The organism is Alteromonas sp. AWQ4_252, from assembly GCF_056158205.1.
The window spans coordinates 253,176-269,779 of the sequence record NZ_JBSWSV010000001.1; the positions used below are offsets into that span (position 1 = coordinate 253,176).

A 16,604-nucleotide genomic window follows, 5' to 3' on the forward strand; every position below is an offset into this window, starting at 1 on the left:
CTCAACAATGAAATCAAAACAAGTCACCCCCTTTTTATTCACGCTATTCTTATTCGCCACCTTCCAGGTTGATGCCGTAATAACGAGACACGATGTAGCACCAGAGCGTTATAAAATGGCCTCGCCGCCTGAGTTTTTCATCGATATGCCCTTTCAGGGTGCTGCGGTATTAATTGATAAGCAGTGGCTGCTAGCACCGGCACACGTTATTTACACATTCATGTACGAATACCAAAACAAACCTATAAACATACAGGGAGTTGAAAATCGAATCGCCCAAGTTATTCTGCACCCCGATTATGAACGCGTAGGCGGGGCAGCAGATGAAGGGAAAGAAAGTTCGCTCATTGAGCAACTCAGTGCTGGCAAAGACATAGCGTTGATTCGATTGGAGAACCCGGTAAATCATATTGCACCCATTGCGATCTATGGTGGCGCTAATGAAAAAGGTATGGAAGTTACTGGGTTTGGACGTGGCGCTGTAGGAACAGGTTTGACGGGAGAAGTGAAAGACAGCCAAGGCCCTGGCTTTTTTGTCTACTATTGGTGGCATGTGACAAAGTTCTTCTCAGACTGGGCTTTTACTCAGGAAGACTATCAACTGCAACGCTACAGCAATCAAATAACAAATGCCTCGGAACAATGGCTTAAATTCATCTTTGATAAAGGCAAAGAAGCTCTGCCTCTTGAAGGCACCATAGGTTCAGGAGACAGTGGTGGCGCAGTGATCACAATCCAAAACGATACACCCATACTGGTTGGGCTGGCTTCCTGGCGGGAATTCGAAGGCGATGTGCACGACTATGAATTTGGCCACTATGGGGAAGTTGCAGTGTTAACACGGGTGTCCTATTTTATAGATTGGATAACTAAGCACGTACAAAGTGCCAATGTGATTTTGGAGTAGTCCGGCCGACGTGATGGCCGACTATTGTTGTCGGTTAGTCCAAGGTAGGCGTTGTTCATGCCCAAGCTTATGTTTTGACTTTACTCTTACCTTGTTGTTTTTCAAATTGTATTGGTACCTCACTTTATGGCGACAAAAGAGAAATAGTGTCGATGCAAGTAACACAAGCAGTGCGCTGCTGAGACCGTAAAGAAAGTAGCGCTGGTCGCTAATAGAGAGCTACTTCCTTTCGTCATCAGATATCTACAAGTCCAGGTATATCGCTATTCACAGCGTTCGTCTGACCAAATATCAATCCTTTGGCTGACACTTTTCCTGGCAACATAACATTATTAACCGTGGCCTGATTAACATCATTGAGTATCAATTGTTGGTGAACTTCACTTGTGCCTATATGTATACCGTGTATTGCAAGCTGTGCCACATCATCAAAAACCAATGCAGGTCTGAAATCAGCCCCTGAATCATTCAATTTGAGATTTTCAATCTTGATAGAGGACGCATGTCTAACGTACAGGCCCCAAGCGGGCAATTCACCAAACATGGAATATTCAGGATACTCACTCCGCTTTTCCGGGACCTGAAAAAGCTGGTTAACAGGAATGTAAGCCAACCCTTTATTAGCAATGCCGGGGTACGTTAATGAAATATTTTTGATGGTGATATCTTTCACTTTTGCATCAGGTAATCCGGTAATAGAAGCGGGGATCGGATTAAAAAAAGCGTTCAATCCTGGTCCACGTACCTGATAGCTGCTATCCGCTCGCATAAACGCAATCTCAGCTGTAAGCCCGTCTATTGTGACGTTGCGAATTGAGCCCGGAGGGGCTTCATTATATCGATGTCCGAGCCGGATGACGAAACCATTGCCGGTATTGGTAGCGGTTATATTTTTAATTTTAATATTGTCAATATCACCGCCATCCACACAGCCCAGGCATATTGCTGAGCGGTAGGTGTCGAACACGTGGATATTACGAATAGTAATGTTTTTAAAGCCCTTGTAAGAAGACGTTCCAAATTTAATACCATTTGAGCTTGAGCGAACGATACAGTCTTCAATTATAATGTTGTCGTTAATTTGAGTGTCAGGTTCTGATTTTATACAAATGGCGTCGTCAGCAGCGTTTACAAAGCAATTTGAAATCCGGCCATTTACTACCCCATCAAAATCTATACCGTCATTATTCCAGTAAGCGTCACTTACTACCTTGATATTGTCTATGTGCACGTCTGTACAGTGATAATATGTTTGCACCCAACTGGCTGAGTTAGTAATGGTGATATCGAAGACTGATATCTGACGGCAGTCAATAAAATCAATAATCTGTGGGCGGTCTGATTCATGCGGGCGCATCCTGCGAGTATTATAATTATCAACCACCCTCTCACCAGAGTGATGCATATAATCAATATTCAGTGCTGTTTGCCGCCCCCGCCCGTCAATTTTACCACCACCCGTGATTGAAATATTGCTGGCTTTATGTGCGCTTAACAGCGTATACCACCCCCTCGCAGAGCGCATATAATCTGCAATATCATTGCTGCCAAGCAAGGCTGCTCCTTCTTCAATGTGCAGATGAGTATTTGTTGGGATAAGAAGTGTGCCAGTGATAAATTGCCCTTTATCAATGACTAGTTTTGCACCTTGTGTTGCTGCGCTATTCAGTGCCAACTGTAAGGCATCAGTGTTCAGTGTCTTACCATCTCCCACTGCACCAAACTCACTAACATACAAACTCGGTCTGGGCGGTAACTGAGCGCGGTCAGCTGCAACTTTTCGAGTAGAATCGAACTGTTTTTCCCGTGATACAAAGGCCTGTTTAGATGAGCTGGAACATGCTGACAGCTGGGTGTATAAGCCTGCAAGCACACTAGCTTTGATAAAGTCACGGCGAATCATTATTTTCTCTCCTTCGAGGTAGATAGTACTGGTCCCGTCTCTAGCTTAAGTCATATACCAGCGGCAATTTACTTATTACAAACGGAAAAATTGTGGACTGAATTGCCATTCGTTGTATTCATAAATAACGCAGCCTCTAAGATGCATTCAAAGCCAGGCAGTAGCCTTGTTGCTTTTTTGGTAAGGCCAAATTACTATAAGGTTGTCGGCTTATCTATTCAACAAAAAATTAACAATACGTAGTTTTAAAATTCATTCCACTTAGTTAAAAACACTACACACTCCTGATTTTAAGAAACTTTATTTATCTATCCTCGCTACACATAAGTGTGGCAATCTGTGCATTCTAGATGCTTTGAATATACCAAAAACTCATTGGTAAGGCCGGAAATTGTGGTTTCGGGGGACTAATAAAGTTAACAGCAGGATGAGGAATCAATTATCAATGTGTACATTTCTGCTGATAGTAACGAGCGGTTTGTTATTTTTTATAGGGCTGTTTAAGCAGTCTGAATGACGCGCTTATTACGCACTTATAAAGTGTCGTATTAACAGATTAATTCAGCGAAGATCTGAATATTACTGTTTTACTCGGGCAGTAGAATCCCGAATGACTAATTCACCTTCAAATATCTCATTATTATGAGGTGTATTCTGATGCGAACTTATGTGCTTGTTTTTTAAACGACGGATCAGCAGCACGGCGGCACGATAGCCAATGTTCACTAGAGGGTGGCGGTACGTTGTTATATTTGGAAACACCTTTGTCGTAATAGATATGTCGTCGATCCCACAAATGGAAAGCTCATCCGGAACCTTAATTCCACGGCTTTGTGCTTCATACAGTGCGCCAGCGGCCATTTCGTCATTAGAGGCAAAGATGGCTGTTGGTCTGGGTTTTTTGTTCAAGAGGACCGATGCAGCATCTTTACCAGACTGGTAGGTGTAGTACCCTTGCACTAATAATGATTCATCAACTTCTAACCCATGATCTTCAAACGCTCTTCTAAACCCAGCCTCTTTAATTACACTGGATTCTTCATCAGGATGCCCTTGAATATATCCTATTCGCCGGTGTTTCAGGCGAATAAGATAGTCTGTAACGTCACGTGCCGCCTTTTGATAGTTCAAGCCTACAAACTCCCCACGACTTTTGTAACTGGGGCCTATACGCATATAGTTTACACCTTTCCTGCTAAGCATTTCGAGCAGGTCCAATTTGTCGCAGATCGGAGGAGCCAAAATAAGACCGTCAACAAGTGTGTTATCTATAAAATCCTCAATCTCTTTTAACAGTTGATTTGAGTAAAAGCTACAATCGTAAAGAAAAAGTCCCATCTGTTCTTCAGTACAGCCTTGCAAAATCCCTCTCTGTAACTTCATCAGATAACCCGGACTCGGATTGTCGGTTAATAGCGCTATGAAAAATGAACGATTTTTTGCCAAGGCCATACCGAGAGGATTTCGTTTAAATCCTGTTTCCTGAATAGCTTTCTGAACTTTTTCGCGCATGGATTCACTGACATTGATTTCATTATTAATGACTCGTGATACGGTCTTTTTTGACACGCCAGCCTGCTTGGCTACATCATTGATTGTTGCAGGTTTCATGAAAACTATTTGCCTCTGTGATCAATCAGCGAAATTTCGATTTCATAGCAATACTAATATTTGGTGAAATTAAATGTAAGCAGATTCCGCTTATTAAACTTAAAATTTTTATGAGTAGAGTATGCGACACTTACTATTCAGTGTGATTGAACTAGCTTCCCAATAAAATCACATAGTAATTTTTTATAAAAATTATCTGTATTTATCATCATGTTCGGCAATATCAGAAATTTAACACCTAGGATTGACACCGGTGTCAAACGACGATTATAGTTAACTCGGTGTTAACAGCTGATTAACTTCCAACTCATTTGTTTTCACTTTGGCGCGATACACATAGCTTTTCAAAAGAGTGTTTTGTCATTCGTTACCACTATCTTTCGAATTGACGCTGTTAACCGACAGTTTGAATAGCCAGAAAAATTTCAAGTGTATTGTTATCAACAGCATAAATTTTGGATTCGAACGATAGGACTAATCCGTATTTAGGAGCACTCAAATGAAACTCACTTTTAAAAGAAGTTTGATGTCGGTTGCAGTATTCGCAGGAATAGCTGGCATGCAAGCTCAAGCAGCTATAGCAGAAGAAAATAACGACGTTGAAATTCAAGAAATAATCGAAGTAAAAGGCTTCAGAAATTCACTAATCAAGGCCCGTGATTTGAAGCGGAATGCTATTGGTTCGCAAGACTCGATAGTGGCTGAAGACATCGCAGACTTTCCTGATCTGAACTTAGCAGACTCACTACAGAGAGTCCCGGGAATTTCAATTACCCGTGAAGGTGGGGAAGGCCGAAACATATCTTTGCGTGGGCTGGGACCAGATTTTGCGCGCGTGCAAGTCAATGGTATGGAAGGACTAGCGACCAGCGCTTCTGCAATGGATAGCCGTGGTGCAGTGACTCGTTCACGAGCATTTGATTTCAATATTTTTGCTTCTGAACTGTTTAATCAGATCGATGTTAAAAAATCCTATCAGGCAAGTCTCGATGAAGGTGGCATCGGTGGCACAGTCAACTTACGGTCAGCCAAGCCATTTGATTATGACGGCTTCACTGCGGCTGCAAGCACACAAATTGGTACAAATAGCCAGACAGAAGGCACTGACCCACGAATGTCTTTCATAGTATCTAACACTTGGGGAAACTTCGGAGCACTGTTTTCGGCATCCTACAGTCAACGAGATATCAATGAGCAGGGTTACAATGGTTACCGCTGGCGCAAGCGCACTGTAAATGCAGAAGGTTACAGCGACTCATTATCGCAGGATGTAAAAAATGCGCTGGAAAACGGAGAAATATTCTTTAACCGTGGTAACCGTTACTCTGTATGGGAAAATGAACAAACAAGGACGGGGCTAGCCACTTCATTACAATATCGCCCGTCTTCTGATTTGACCTTTGACTTTGATGTTTTATACAGCGAGTTAGAAAATAACCGCGGCGAATTCCATCTCCCCACTTCTGGCTCGAGCAGTACCGCAATAGGGTATATAGATGCACTTGAAATTATACCAGCATCCGATGGCGATGGTTTTGAAGCTGTATATGGCGAATTTTCAAATACTCCATTGCGTACTGAAACACGTGAAGACCTGGATAAAACAAAGTTCACACAGATAACACTGTCCAACAAATGGCATGTCAGTGATGATTTACTTTTAACCACTTTGATTGGTCACTCCAGTTCTAAGTTTAGCCAACCAAAGAGAGATAAATTTTATGTAGAAAGTGTGGGAAATATTACTACGGACTATCGTGGTTCACGCAGATTTGACCCCGTTAATACCTATAGTATTGCTCCTACTGACGCGGATGTTTGGACATTTCGAGAGATCGACCTTAGAGAAGACAGAATCGATAATACCTATGATATGTTAGCGATTAACGGCAGTTATATCTTAACAAACGATGCGTCATTGAAATTCGGGGTTTCGTTTAAGAAATTCGAAAACTCTCGGGAGTTACGTGACAACAACGATATTGGCAGAAATCAGGAAGCGCCTCAAAATAATGAAGTAAGGTCTATAGATCAGTTTGCTTACGCGTATACTAATCATGACGATATTGACTGGATTGCGATAGATTTAGATTCAGCATTGGATTTCTATGGTGTAAATCGCGACCTTGGTGCTGAAAATATCGTTAACAGCGCTACAGGAAAAGTACAAGAAGATACAAACGCCGCTTATGTAGAATATGAGTGGATAAATTATTTTAGCGACAGTACGCTCAGGGGAAATATTGGTCTGCGTTATTACGATACCGAGATTACGTCCAAGGGTATTACAAATGGTGCTGACGTTGAGATTGGGTCTGATTATAGCGGTGTTCTTCCCACGCTTAATCTCGCTTGGGAACCTACTGAAGAAACGGTTGTTCGCTTTAGTGCAGCTAAGAATGTAACCCGGCCATCATTGGGCTCTTTAGGCGTATCCGGAGAGGTTCAGGTGGATCCTGATGGGTCCAGAGGATTGGATGTTACTGCTGGTAACCCGAAACTACAGCCATTTGAGTCTAATAATTATGATATGTCATTTGAATGGTATTTCTCTGAAGAAGGCTCTGTTTCTGCAGGAGTGTTCTTTAAGCAGATAGACAACTTTGTTGTTGCCACTACCGTTGAAGTTCCCTACAGCGAAACCGGTTTCCCGCTATCTTTGCTGGATGAGAGTCTCGGTCAAACAGGGGATACTTTATTTAACTACACGCGCCCGGAAAATGGCAGGTCTACCAACATCAAAGGCCTGGAGTTCTCTTATCAGAGTTTATTGATCTTCTTGCCTGAGCCGTTTAATAATATTGGTTTCATTGCCAACTACACGTTTGCGGACGGTGAATTCTTATACGAAAATGTACAGAACTCTGGAGAAGATCAATATAAAACGTTTGAGGGGCTGTCAAAACATAACACTAATTTCACAATATTTTATGAAACTGATGTTTGGGGTGCCCGTATCTCAGCGGCGAGCCGAAGTGATTATATAACCTGGGGAGCAGGCGTTGCTGAAGATGAAGATGAGCACGGTATTCATGGCTCAACGTTCGTTGATATATCTATGTTCTATCAGGTTAACGAACATATTAAGGTGACTTTAGAAGGAGTTAATATGACCAACCAGGCGGATGAACAGTACAGCGATACCGCAGATCGTATATATAACGTGACGACAAGTGGACGCACTTTTTACCTGGGTGCGTCTTACAAATTCTAGTTGGCCTTTTAATATTGGAAGCGGACGTGAAGACAGTGTTCTTCACGTCCGCAATGAAGACTGGATGTCTGAATTACGTAATAGTTAAATAATTTCTTTTGAGTATCTGATACTAAGAGGGAGTTGATTTAATTGCTAAGTGTTCTGTTTTTCAAATCAATCTGGCGAATTTTATTTTCCGCATCATATTCCAGTTCTGTAACTAAGATAGAGCGTCTGTAATAGCCGCCGCCTTCTTTAATGCTATCGTGATAAAAAATGTAGTTTTTATCTCCGTCCTGCAATATTGCCTGATGATTTGTGTTTATGTTCAGGTAGTCAATGACTACACCCTGGTATTTAAAGGGACCAAGTGGAGAGTTGCCGGTAGCATAAACAATCTGACCCGGCCAACCAGTGGAAAATGTGAAGTAGTATTTTCCATTATGCATATGGAGATACGGGGCTTCTCCATATTGTTTTTTTTCGTCACCGGAAGGAAAATCAGTAATTTCTACATCACGGATTTCACTGGCCAAGCTGACCATGTCGTTGCCCAGCATCACTACTTTCGGTATACGGGTGCCAAAATACATGTACGCCTGACCGTCAAAATCAATGAAAAGCGCAGGATCAATCGGTTCGTTTCCTGCGTTGTCGTCTCGTGACTTATCAACCAGAGCTTTTTTAATAGGATCGACAAACGGACCTTCAGGGTTCTCACTGACGACAACGCCTATTTGATCGCCGCCGACCGGGGCGTAAAAATAATACTTCCCATTTCGCTCAATAGCTCCCGGCGCCCATGCTTTAGCATCTTCAGCAGCCCAATTGAACACGCTATTGTGTAAAAAAGAGCCCTCATCTTTCCAGTTAATAAGATCCGTAGAGCTAAATAACCGCCAGTCTGTAGAGTCCCAGTATTCTCCCGAATTGTCTTCATCATTGGTAGCGTATACGTAGTACGTATCACCAAATTTATGTGCTGAAGGATCTGCACTGAATCTGTCTGATATAATCACTTCAGCGCCTGCAGGAAAGAGTACGGCGAGCGCTAAAGTTAACTTTGAAACTATCCCTGCTTTCATCTTCATATTCCTTTCCTGCAAGCCTCAATTATTGGAGTGAGTAAAGGTACAAGTATCGCGCTACCAGCTAATCGATTTTGAGGGAATATATTTGTCTAACAGCCTTTTGTATTTGGCTTCCAATATATGCTGTGGCGGCAAATCCGGTGTTTTGGAATACAGGTCTGCTTTTTGAAAAGCTTTCAACAGAGGTAGCATTAGCCAGTCAAAGTCGGATGCTAGTTCACTATAAGCCATGCTTCCGTTTTGCGGTGTGTGCCAAGGGTAGAAAGAATGGTAACGCAAGAGATAAAGCGACTCTTTGTTAAGGAGACTGCCTTGTCTCATTGCTTCATAAATGTATTCATCGTGTCCCCAGCTCATATCTACTGCATCAAAACCACAATGTCGGTCATATTTCCCGAACTTTGTGTCAGATATATTTTCATAAGCGGGGTAATCTTGACTGAGGTGAAAATACTTTTTGTCGTAAAACACATTGGAAGATGCAAACGGAGCGCCTACCGGATAGGTATCGCCTACTACACACCATTGCTGTAGTTGGCCAAAACGTGGCAGTAACATCACTTTGCCGAGATCATGAATAAAGCCTGTAAGCGGAAACCATGACCAGTCATCTATATGACTGTACAGCGTTTTTATTGTATTTGACTCGTATAGTTCACGCCATTTCCCGGGTAATTCAGACCAGGCTTTATGTTTGAACAGAGTTTTTATAGATAGGTCATCCCGTAACTCAGTCTCATTTTTCATTGCAAATTCACAGATGGACTCTGCCGACTGATAAGCATGAATAATTTGTGGTAAGTCGCTGTCAGGATCGCTTTCATCAACAATGTCTTCAAGAAGCTTAAATACCTGATACACGTCCATCGAGCCATAAGCGAGCTTAAAATAATGTTGTTTTTTTTCTTTCACGAAATCAACCGTCTGGTTTGTTTGCATTTCGCGATATGTGCGCTCAACTCTATCCTGGAACTTGGAGTCGGTGTAGTTTCTGAAGTCGTCAGATGAAACTTCCAGGCTTTTTTCAGTTGTAATCATTTTAAATTTCCTTGTAAAACTAATTGCCCAGATGACCCAGCTTTCGGGTTGGCAATCCTGTATTAATATTTTTCTCTATTGTTTCCAGAGGAACGCCTTTGGTTTCAGGCACCTTGAGTAAAACAAACATGAAGACTATGAGTGAAATAGTGCCATACAGGGTAAAAGTGACGGCGATTCCCAGGTTGGCTAATATGGTTAAAAATGTTGCTGAAACGAGAAAGTTTGTTGCCCACTGAATGGCAACAACAAAACTCATGCAGGTACCCCTTGCGTGTAGGGGGAAAATTTCAGCGATAAGAAGCCAGAACAGAGAGCCCAAACTTATGCAGTAACCAATGATAAAAGTCATGAGAAAAAACAGGGCAAAATACGCTGATATGCTGGTCATTGTATTGTTCAACAGTACGACCAGAGCGAACAGGCTCAGTGCTGCTAACAGTGAGCCGCAAAGTAGAAATTTGCGTCTTCCTAATTTGTCGATGAATGCCAGTGTTAGAATAGTGAAAAGGAAGTTCGTTACGCCTAACCCCAGAGTGCCAAACATTTGTGTTTCTGCTCCGGAAAAGCCAATATTCTTCATGATGTACGGACCATAATACATAACAGTATTTATGCCCATCATCTGTTGACCAATCCCCATAAACAACCCTATTACTAAGACTCCTCTCAACTTTGGATTTAATAACTCCCGAAAACTGGCTTGTTTATCATTCAGTGTGCTTTTAATAAGGGCGAGTTCTGTCTTCGCTTTGTCCTTACTCATACGAATTTTGGATAGGATGTTTAGCGCTTTTTGCTCCTGGCCTTTTTGGGCAAGCCACTTTGGAGATTCAGGCATAAACCACATGCCTACAGTAAGAATGACTGCCGGAACAATGCCGCTTAGAATCATCAACCGCCAGTCTCCCGAAGAGGTCAGTGAAAAATTTACTAAAAATGCAATTACCTGTCCTCCAGTAAGGAACGCGCCGTTCCATAGCACGAGTTTCCCCCGTGACTGAGCGGGAGCCATCTCAGCGATGAACAGAGGCGTCGCAAATGAACCTGTTCCAACAGCAAAGCCGAGGATAAAACGACCTGCAATCAGCGCTGCAACAGATTGCGCATAGGCTGCCAATAGGGTGCCTGCAACGAATATGCATCCAGTAATCACTAATACCTTTCGTCGACCTAAAATGTCTGTTGCACGTCCGCTGGAAATCGCGCCAAACAGAGCTCCTAATGCACAAGCACTCACTATCCATTCTATTTGTCCGATTGAAGCACTGAATTCCTTTTCTATGAATGGAGATGCCCCCGCGATAATAGCGGTGTCAAAACCAAATAATAATCCGCATGTAGCAGATATACAGATTGTGATAAGTAAATACGGATTGAACCTGGACATAAATTCCCTAAATTGAATCGTTAGTTCCCAACGCACAAGCAACACAATTAGCACGCCTTGACACCGGTGTCACCATTCATGTTATTTGAGTGTTACTATTGTGTCAAGATGTCGTGAATGATTGTGTTTTACGCGGAGGGTTAGGCAATGATTACCCTAACAGAATTGCTCGGTTCGCTTGATGCAGAAGTGACTCGTCAGACAGAGCCTGCAACGTTAGACGAATTACCAGGGCCTCTACAGTTGGCGATACCTCACAGAACATGCCTAGTGTAAACTATCAATTTAATTCATATTTTTTCACTTCTGAAACAAACTTACTAATACTTTTGACAAATTTGTTAAATACGTAAAAATAACGTCACATTTGATTATGTTACAGAGTGAACAAGGAAAAATATGAGACGGGGTTGCATTGAGGGATCTTGCAAGTTACATAGGATAGCCTTGGTTTTGCTATGTTGGCACTTGTTAACAGGCTGTAGTTCGTACGGCAAACACACTTTCAGTTCAAGTGATGACGAAGTGCTGATCTTTGCGTCCTTTCGTGGAAATGGACAAGACGGTCTGCATCTGGCTGTGAGCGAAGATGGGCTGAATTGGCGAGCGCTCAATCAGGACAAAAGCGTTCTTACGCCGACGGTTGGCACAAAATTAATGCGTGATCCTGTCATTATTCAAGGACCGGATGAACACTACCATATGGTATGGACTTCAGGGTGGGAAGATCCTGGGATTGGTATTGCGCATTCTGTTGATTTGAAAAACTGGAGTGAGCAACAATTCTTGCCTGTTATGGCCGACTTTCCAGAGGCGAAGAACGCCTGGGCACCTGAAATATTCTATGACGAGCCAACCCAACGCTATTGGATCTACTGGGCTTCAACCCTGCCCGGTAAATACCCGAGTACAGAAAAACAGGCAGACGAAGGCTGGGATCATCGCATCTATGCTACCAGCACAAAAGACTTCAAAACCTATACGCCTACCCAGCTGTTTTATCAGCCGGGCTTCAATGTAATCGATTCGGCAATAGTCAAACATGATCACTACTACGTCATGATTGCCAAAGAAGAAACCCGCTATCCGCCAGCGAAAAATCTGTTTGTTACCCGAGCCGATGACATAGAAGGCCCATGGCAACCTCGCTCTGCTCCTTTTACCCCGACCGGACTTTGGGTGGAAGGGCCTGCCATTGTGTTTTGGCATGGTTGGTTTTATGTCTACTTTGACCAATACATCGATCATAGCTTTGGCGTCATGCGAACTCTAGATTTTTCAGAATGGGAAAACCTGACACCTCAACTCAATCTACCAACTGGTACCCGTCACGGTTCAGTGCTGGTAGTACCCCGACGTTTGCTGAACAACCTGTAACACCCCGGGTGCCCTTACAGTTTGTTTCAAATACGGGACATGTTTTGTTATGCAAAAGTAACGTAAACTCACATTCACTAAATTCCGTTTGAAGATGCTAAATATGAAGCGCTATCGTGCTTTATATTCTGGTCGCTAACAATGAAGCTGTCGTGATAGGATTTACGTTCAAAAAAATTTGCCTAACGACCTGCTTTATAAAGGATTAATCTTGCGCTCTTTTTTAACCATGGTAGTTCGCTCTCCCGTCATGCTTATGTGTGTATCCATCGTTCTGTGGATGCTTTACCCCCCTCTCGTGAATTACTTAATCGATCGTTCAAGCACCCTTTTTGTGGCCGCCATCTCTCATACGTTAGCTGCGATCGCGACGTTGGGAGTAGTGTTTTTTCTATTTATCGGCGATAAAAAAAATGGATTATTGTCTCTTCTTGCTAAGTTTAAGCACCCAGGTTTACTTCTTCCGACACTCTGCTCAGGAGTAATCATCTGTGCGAACCACCTGCTACTATATGCAGCACTAGAGTCATCTCGAACGTATGACGTTATAGCAATTCTGATTTTTGAATCTTGGCCCATTTTATTCTTTTACATCGATAGCACCTTTAGAAAATCACAACGTACTACTTCAGCGACAGATTATATATTTTCTGGAGCTGCATTCGCTGGCTTCATTGTATTAATGGCACCAAACATCAGCCTCGCAGACTGGCTGTTGATGGAAAGCCCGATGCTCAATACCATTTTTTTTGCCGCATGTGGCGGTTTGGTTATGGCCATAAACTGTTTTATCCGAATGAAGTGCATGGACGCCTGGAGTAAGATCTCCAACCAATACAATTTGTCATTAACGCCATTGCGCCGGGCAATTCTCACCGAAGGTAGCGTACGTTTTGTGGCTGCACCTTTAATGCTCACCACGTTATTTTTGTTTGGTCACTTCGATAATCAGTTCACCCACATCGACTACTTTATTGTTGCCTTTGTGGGCATCGCAATTTTAGCGTTGGGCAGCTTGCTATACGATTTATCTGTTTATTCCGCCCCAAATGCCTCGATAAGTGTGTTTTGGTATTTTATGCCAGTGGGTGCAGTGATTATTCTTGCCACTATGCAAGGTCGTATTCTGAACCAATACGAAGCTGTAGCATCGGTACTCATCGTTTCTGCGAATATTTTCTTAGGCTTAAAATTCCCATTACGGTCGTCTCTTTTAATCTTATTTACCTCTGTTTGCTTAATTGGTATCTGGTTGATTTTTGCTCCTACGTATCCTATTGACTCGTATTACGATTTACTCGCCGTATCTACTGTTTTCTTCGTGTTATTGGCCACGTTTGCATTGGAAAGAACTACCTCTTTAAATCGCGAGAGAGAGCGTTTGTTAGGTGAGTTCAATGAAGCCGTTATGCGCTTACCCAAGCAGCCAACCAGTGAACAAGAGAATGAGACCATGTATCAGCCTCTTATTTACCAATACATCACTAAACACCTTTTCACCTTTGTTCGGGCATTCGATTCACTGAGTGAGATGCGATCTGTACAAAACGACATACAGAATACAAAGCAGAAGCTACTATCATTAGCAAAAGAACGGGGGCGGCTAAGAGAGCAACTGTTAAGTACTTTCAACGTGGGCGAAAAAATTATGACCATGGAAAGTGATAGGATCCCTCCAGAAGAGTTTGTAATTCTAATTTTACTTGGCGCGACTAACGTCTTTTTCTCGTTGATATTTCGACCCGATAGCTTTTCCGCAGCACTATTTTCTCTTATTGTGACAACCTCAGTAATTTTCTTAATTTTACTCATCAACGAAAGGGACAAATACACCCAAGTAAGACACGACCATGCACTTGTATGTCGCGATATGCTTAATTATGCCAGCCAATTTATGCATCCAGCAGCCACTGACAATGAAAAAAACATTGTTGAGGCGGTTGAAACAACCTTGCGAACTAAAGCAACCAGTGTGAACAACGCTCTTCACAGCTATTGGGTATTTGGTGTATTCACTTTTCTATTCTTTGGCTTTAGCTACGCCCTTTTATATGAAACTCTAAATAAGATTGAAGCCGATGAGTCTTCGCCCATTGTATCCAATCGAAATATGAACAATGCGCACGTAAACATTGCGCTTTTAGATTGGCCTGCTGCACAGATCAAAGCTCACATTCTTCATGATATTATTAATTCTCATACTGAAGCAAAAGCACACTTAGTGAGCGTGTCCCATCAACGGGCTTTCGAAGAAATTGACAAAAAGAATGGGGCAATTGACGTACATCCGGATATTTGGGCAGCCAATAACGCCGTGCTAATTAGAAAGTTCGTACGTGCCTTTAAATCGATGACACTAGGCAAGGTGTCTTCATATGGTCAGCAAGGCTTGTGTTATACCAACTATGAAAACACGCCTACCTTATCGATATCAGATCTTGGCTCACAAAAATTTGCATCTATATTCGATTTATCTCGTGATGGAAAAGGCGATATCTGGGTAGGTGCGAAAGGTTGGACGGTAACAGAAATAGAGCAGCGCAGGTTAGCAGCGTATGGCCTCTCACCTTATTATGAGTATCATGAATTTGATCAGGACTTACTACATAAACTACTAAAACAGAACGAGAAAAGCAGACAGCCGAGTCTATTTTTCTGTTACTACCCTGATGCGCTATTTAGCAACCCGAATATTGAGTTTGTGTCTGAACCTGCCCACGACGAAATACTTTGGCAAGCTCTGGCAAACAGCAATGAAGCAAATAAAGTGTTAGAAGGCACGGCATGGCCACAAACTGAAATTCAGGTAGGTTACCGTTCCAGCCTTGAAGAGACATTACCCACAATTGCACAGTTACTCGATAATTATTTAATTGGTAACGAAGAATTAGTAAGCATGTTGCAAGATATTGAGGAAGGTGCCAGTGTCGAGGAAGTATCCCAAGCCTGGGTGGATAGCAATAACTACGAGATTATCCAGTGGCTAACAGGCTTTACTCTGCAGTCAAACGAAAAGGCGCGCTTACCTGAGTAACCGGAGTTGCTAAGACGAGCGTGAGGTTTACATATGCAGCGCCAAAACAACGGCGCAACCTTCGCAAAAGAGAAAGCCGACTATCAAGGCCTTCTTTATTTAGCCAGCATGACTGGCGTAAGTGCTCAAAGTACCTCTATGATCGAGAATGAAGATGATAAAGTAGAATCTTACTTCGACAACCTGCTACCCGATAGCATCACTGTTCACAAACAAATGAATAACATCCAGCCAGTTATCTTTCGTAACTTCACGCAAACTAATATTCATTGAATCCCCTTTTAAATCATTGTGATGATTTGGATATCTGGGAAGAATCAATAAAAGCAATGGCAACTTGGATCATTGCAGGCCAGACGAGCCCGGATACGCTAAGTGCATATCCCTAAAATCCTCAATCTTTTTTAGAAACCCCACAACTAACACCGAATTAATTTGATCTGGATCATATTAGATTATAAACTTTCATTAATTTCTGAAACTTCAGCAGGCACGTTAAATGAAAATGTCACCACTAATCACATCTGCCGTTATGCACTTCGGTGAAATGGGAAGCCGATGGGGCTTTAACCGTACGGTGGGCCAGATACTAGCACTCATAGTGCTAAACGAAACGCCCCTTTCCGCTCAGGAAATTGCAGATGCTCTCAGCATTTCGAGAGGCAACACCAGCATGGGATTGAAAGAGCTGCAATCCTGGCAACTCATTAAGCAACATCACGTGCCCGGTGAACGTAAAGAGTTCTTTGTGCCTGCGGGCTCAATCTGGGTATTGGCTAACCGCGTGTTTGAAGAGCGACGCAAGCGGGAAATTGACCCTACCATGTCGTTGCTTCGCGACTTAATGATGGATGAGCCGAACAGCGAGAAAGACAGCGAGGTACAAGCGCGCCTTCACGAAATTCACGACCTGCTGGAATCAGTAACGGCGTGGTCTCAGGAGCTACAAAATTTAGGGCCAGAAAAGCTCGATACCCTTATGAAACTGGGTGCGGGTGTGGGTCGAATCCTTGAATTTAAAGACAAATTACTGCCGGGTAAATCCGAGTAGTCAGGA

Annotated in this window: 12 protein-coding genes; 7 read left to right on the forward strand and 5 right to left on the reverse strand. The window is 42.7% G+C overall.

The features are described 5' to 3' along the window. The first annotated feature begins 7 nt into the window (after positions 1-7). Positions 8-907, forward strand: a complete 900-nt coding sequence (locus ACXACM_RS01180) for a trypsin-like serine protease (protein WP_474819226.1) — start codon at positions 8-10, stop codon at positions 905-907. Between the two features lie 235 nt (positions 908-1,142). Here the strand turns inward: ACXACM_RS01180 and ACXACM_RS01185 are convergent, their stop codons facing one another. Together ACXACM_RS01185 and ACXACM_RS01190 are read right to left on the reverse strand one after the other, a co-directional pair. After that, positions 1,143-2,810, reverse strand: a complete 1,668-nt coding sequence (locus ACXACM_RS01185; RefSeq protein WP_474819227.1) for a glycoside hydrolase family 28 protein — start codon at positions 2,808-2,810, stop codon at positions 1,143-1,145. Positions 2,811-3,389: 579 nt separating this feature from the next. Beyond that, positions 3,390-4,421 carry a LacI family DNA-binding transcriptional regulator gene (locus ACXACM_RS01190; protein ID WP_474819228.1) on the reverse strand — a complete coding sequence of 344 codons (1,032 nt, stop codon included), beginning with the start codon at positions 4,419-4,421 and terminating at the stop codon, positions 3,390-3,392. A gap of 499 nt (positions 4,422-4,920) precedes the next feature. On the opposite strand from ACXACM_RS01190, the gene ACXACM_RS01195 reads away from it, so the two are divergent. Next, positions 4,921-7,635 (forward strand): TonB-dependent receptor, encoded by a 2,715-nt coding sequence (locus ACXACM_RS01195; RefSeq protein ID WP_474819229.1) that lies wholly within the window; start codon positions 4,921-4,923, stop codon positions 7,633-7,635. Between the two features lie 128 nt (positions 7,636-7,763). On the opposite strand, the gene ACXACM_RS01200 is transcribed toward ACXACM_RS01195, so the two are convergent. The 3 genes from ACXACM_RS01200 to ACXACM_RS01210 are packed head-to-tail and all read right to left on the reverse strand — an operon-like array spanning position 7,764 to position 11,136. Further along, positions 7,764-8,702, reverse strand: a complete 939-nt coding sequence (locus tag ACXACM_RS01200; RefSeq protein WP_474819231.1) for a family 43 glycosylhydrolase — start codon at positions 8,700-8,702, stop codon at positions 7,764-7,766. Positions 8,703-8,762: 60 nt separating this feature from the next. Further along, complete coding sequence (locus ACXACM_RS01205) at positions 8,763-9,746, reverse strand: inositol oxygenase family protein (RefSeq protein ID WP_474819232.1); 984 nt, start codon at positions 9,744-9,746, stop codon at positions 8,763-8,765. Between the two features lie 19 nt (positions 9,747-9,765). Continuing rightward, positions 9,766-11,136: a sugar porter family MFS transporter gene (locus tag ACXACM_RS01210; protein WP_474819233.1), complete on the reverse strand. Its 1,371-nt coding sequence runs from the start codon at positions 11,134-11,136 to the stop codon at positions 9,766-9,768. Positions 11,137-11,283: 147 nt separating this feature from the next. On the opposite strand from ACXACM_RS01210, the gene ACXACM_RS01215 reads away from it, so the two are divergent. The 5 genes from ACXACM_RS01215 to ACXACM_RS01235 all read left to right on the forward strand — a co-directional run bounded on the left by ACXACM_RS01215 (position 11,284) and on the right by ACXACM_RS01235 (position 16,598). Beyond that, complete coding sequence (locus ACXACM_RS01215) at positions 11,284-11,412, forward strand: hypothetical protein (protein WP_474819235.1); 129 nt, start codon at positions 11,284-11,286, stop codon at positions 11,410-11,412. Positions 11,413-11,661: 249 nt separating this feature from the next. After that, positions 11,662-12,513 carry a glycoside hydrolase family 43 protein gene (locus ACXACM_RS01220; protein ID WP_474819236.1) on the forward strand — a complete coding sequence of 284 codons (852 nt, stop codon included), beginning with the start codon at positions 11,662-11,664 and terminating at the stop codon, positions 12,511-12,513. 211 nt (positions 12,514-12,724) lie between these two features. Next, on the forward strand, positions 12,725-15,547 hold the full coding sequence (locus ACXACM_RS01225) for a glycine betaine ABC transporter substrate-binding protein (RefSeq protein WP_474819237.1): 2,823 nt from the start codon (positions 12,725-12,727) through the stop codon (positions 15,545-15,547). 33 nt (positions 15,548-15,580) lie between these two features. After that, on the forward strand, positions 15,581-15,820 hold the full coding sequence (locus ACXACM_RS01230) for a hypothetical protein (RefSeq protein WP_474819239.1): 240 nt from the start codon (positions 15,581-15,583) through the stop codon (positions 15,818-15,820). Positions 15,821-16,046: 226 nt separating this feature from the next. Beyond that, positions 16,047-16,598 carry a GbsR/MarR family transcriptional regulator gene (locus tag ACXACM_RS01235; RefSeq protein ID WP_474819240.1) on the forward strand — a complete coding sequence of 184 codons (552 nt, stop codon included), beginning with the start codon at positions 16,047-16,049 and terminating at the stop codon, positions 16,596-16,598. The last annotated feature ends 6 nt before the right edge of the window (positions 16,599-16,604 follow it).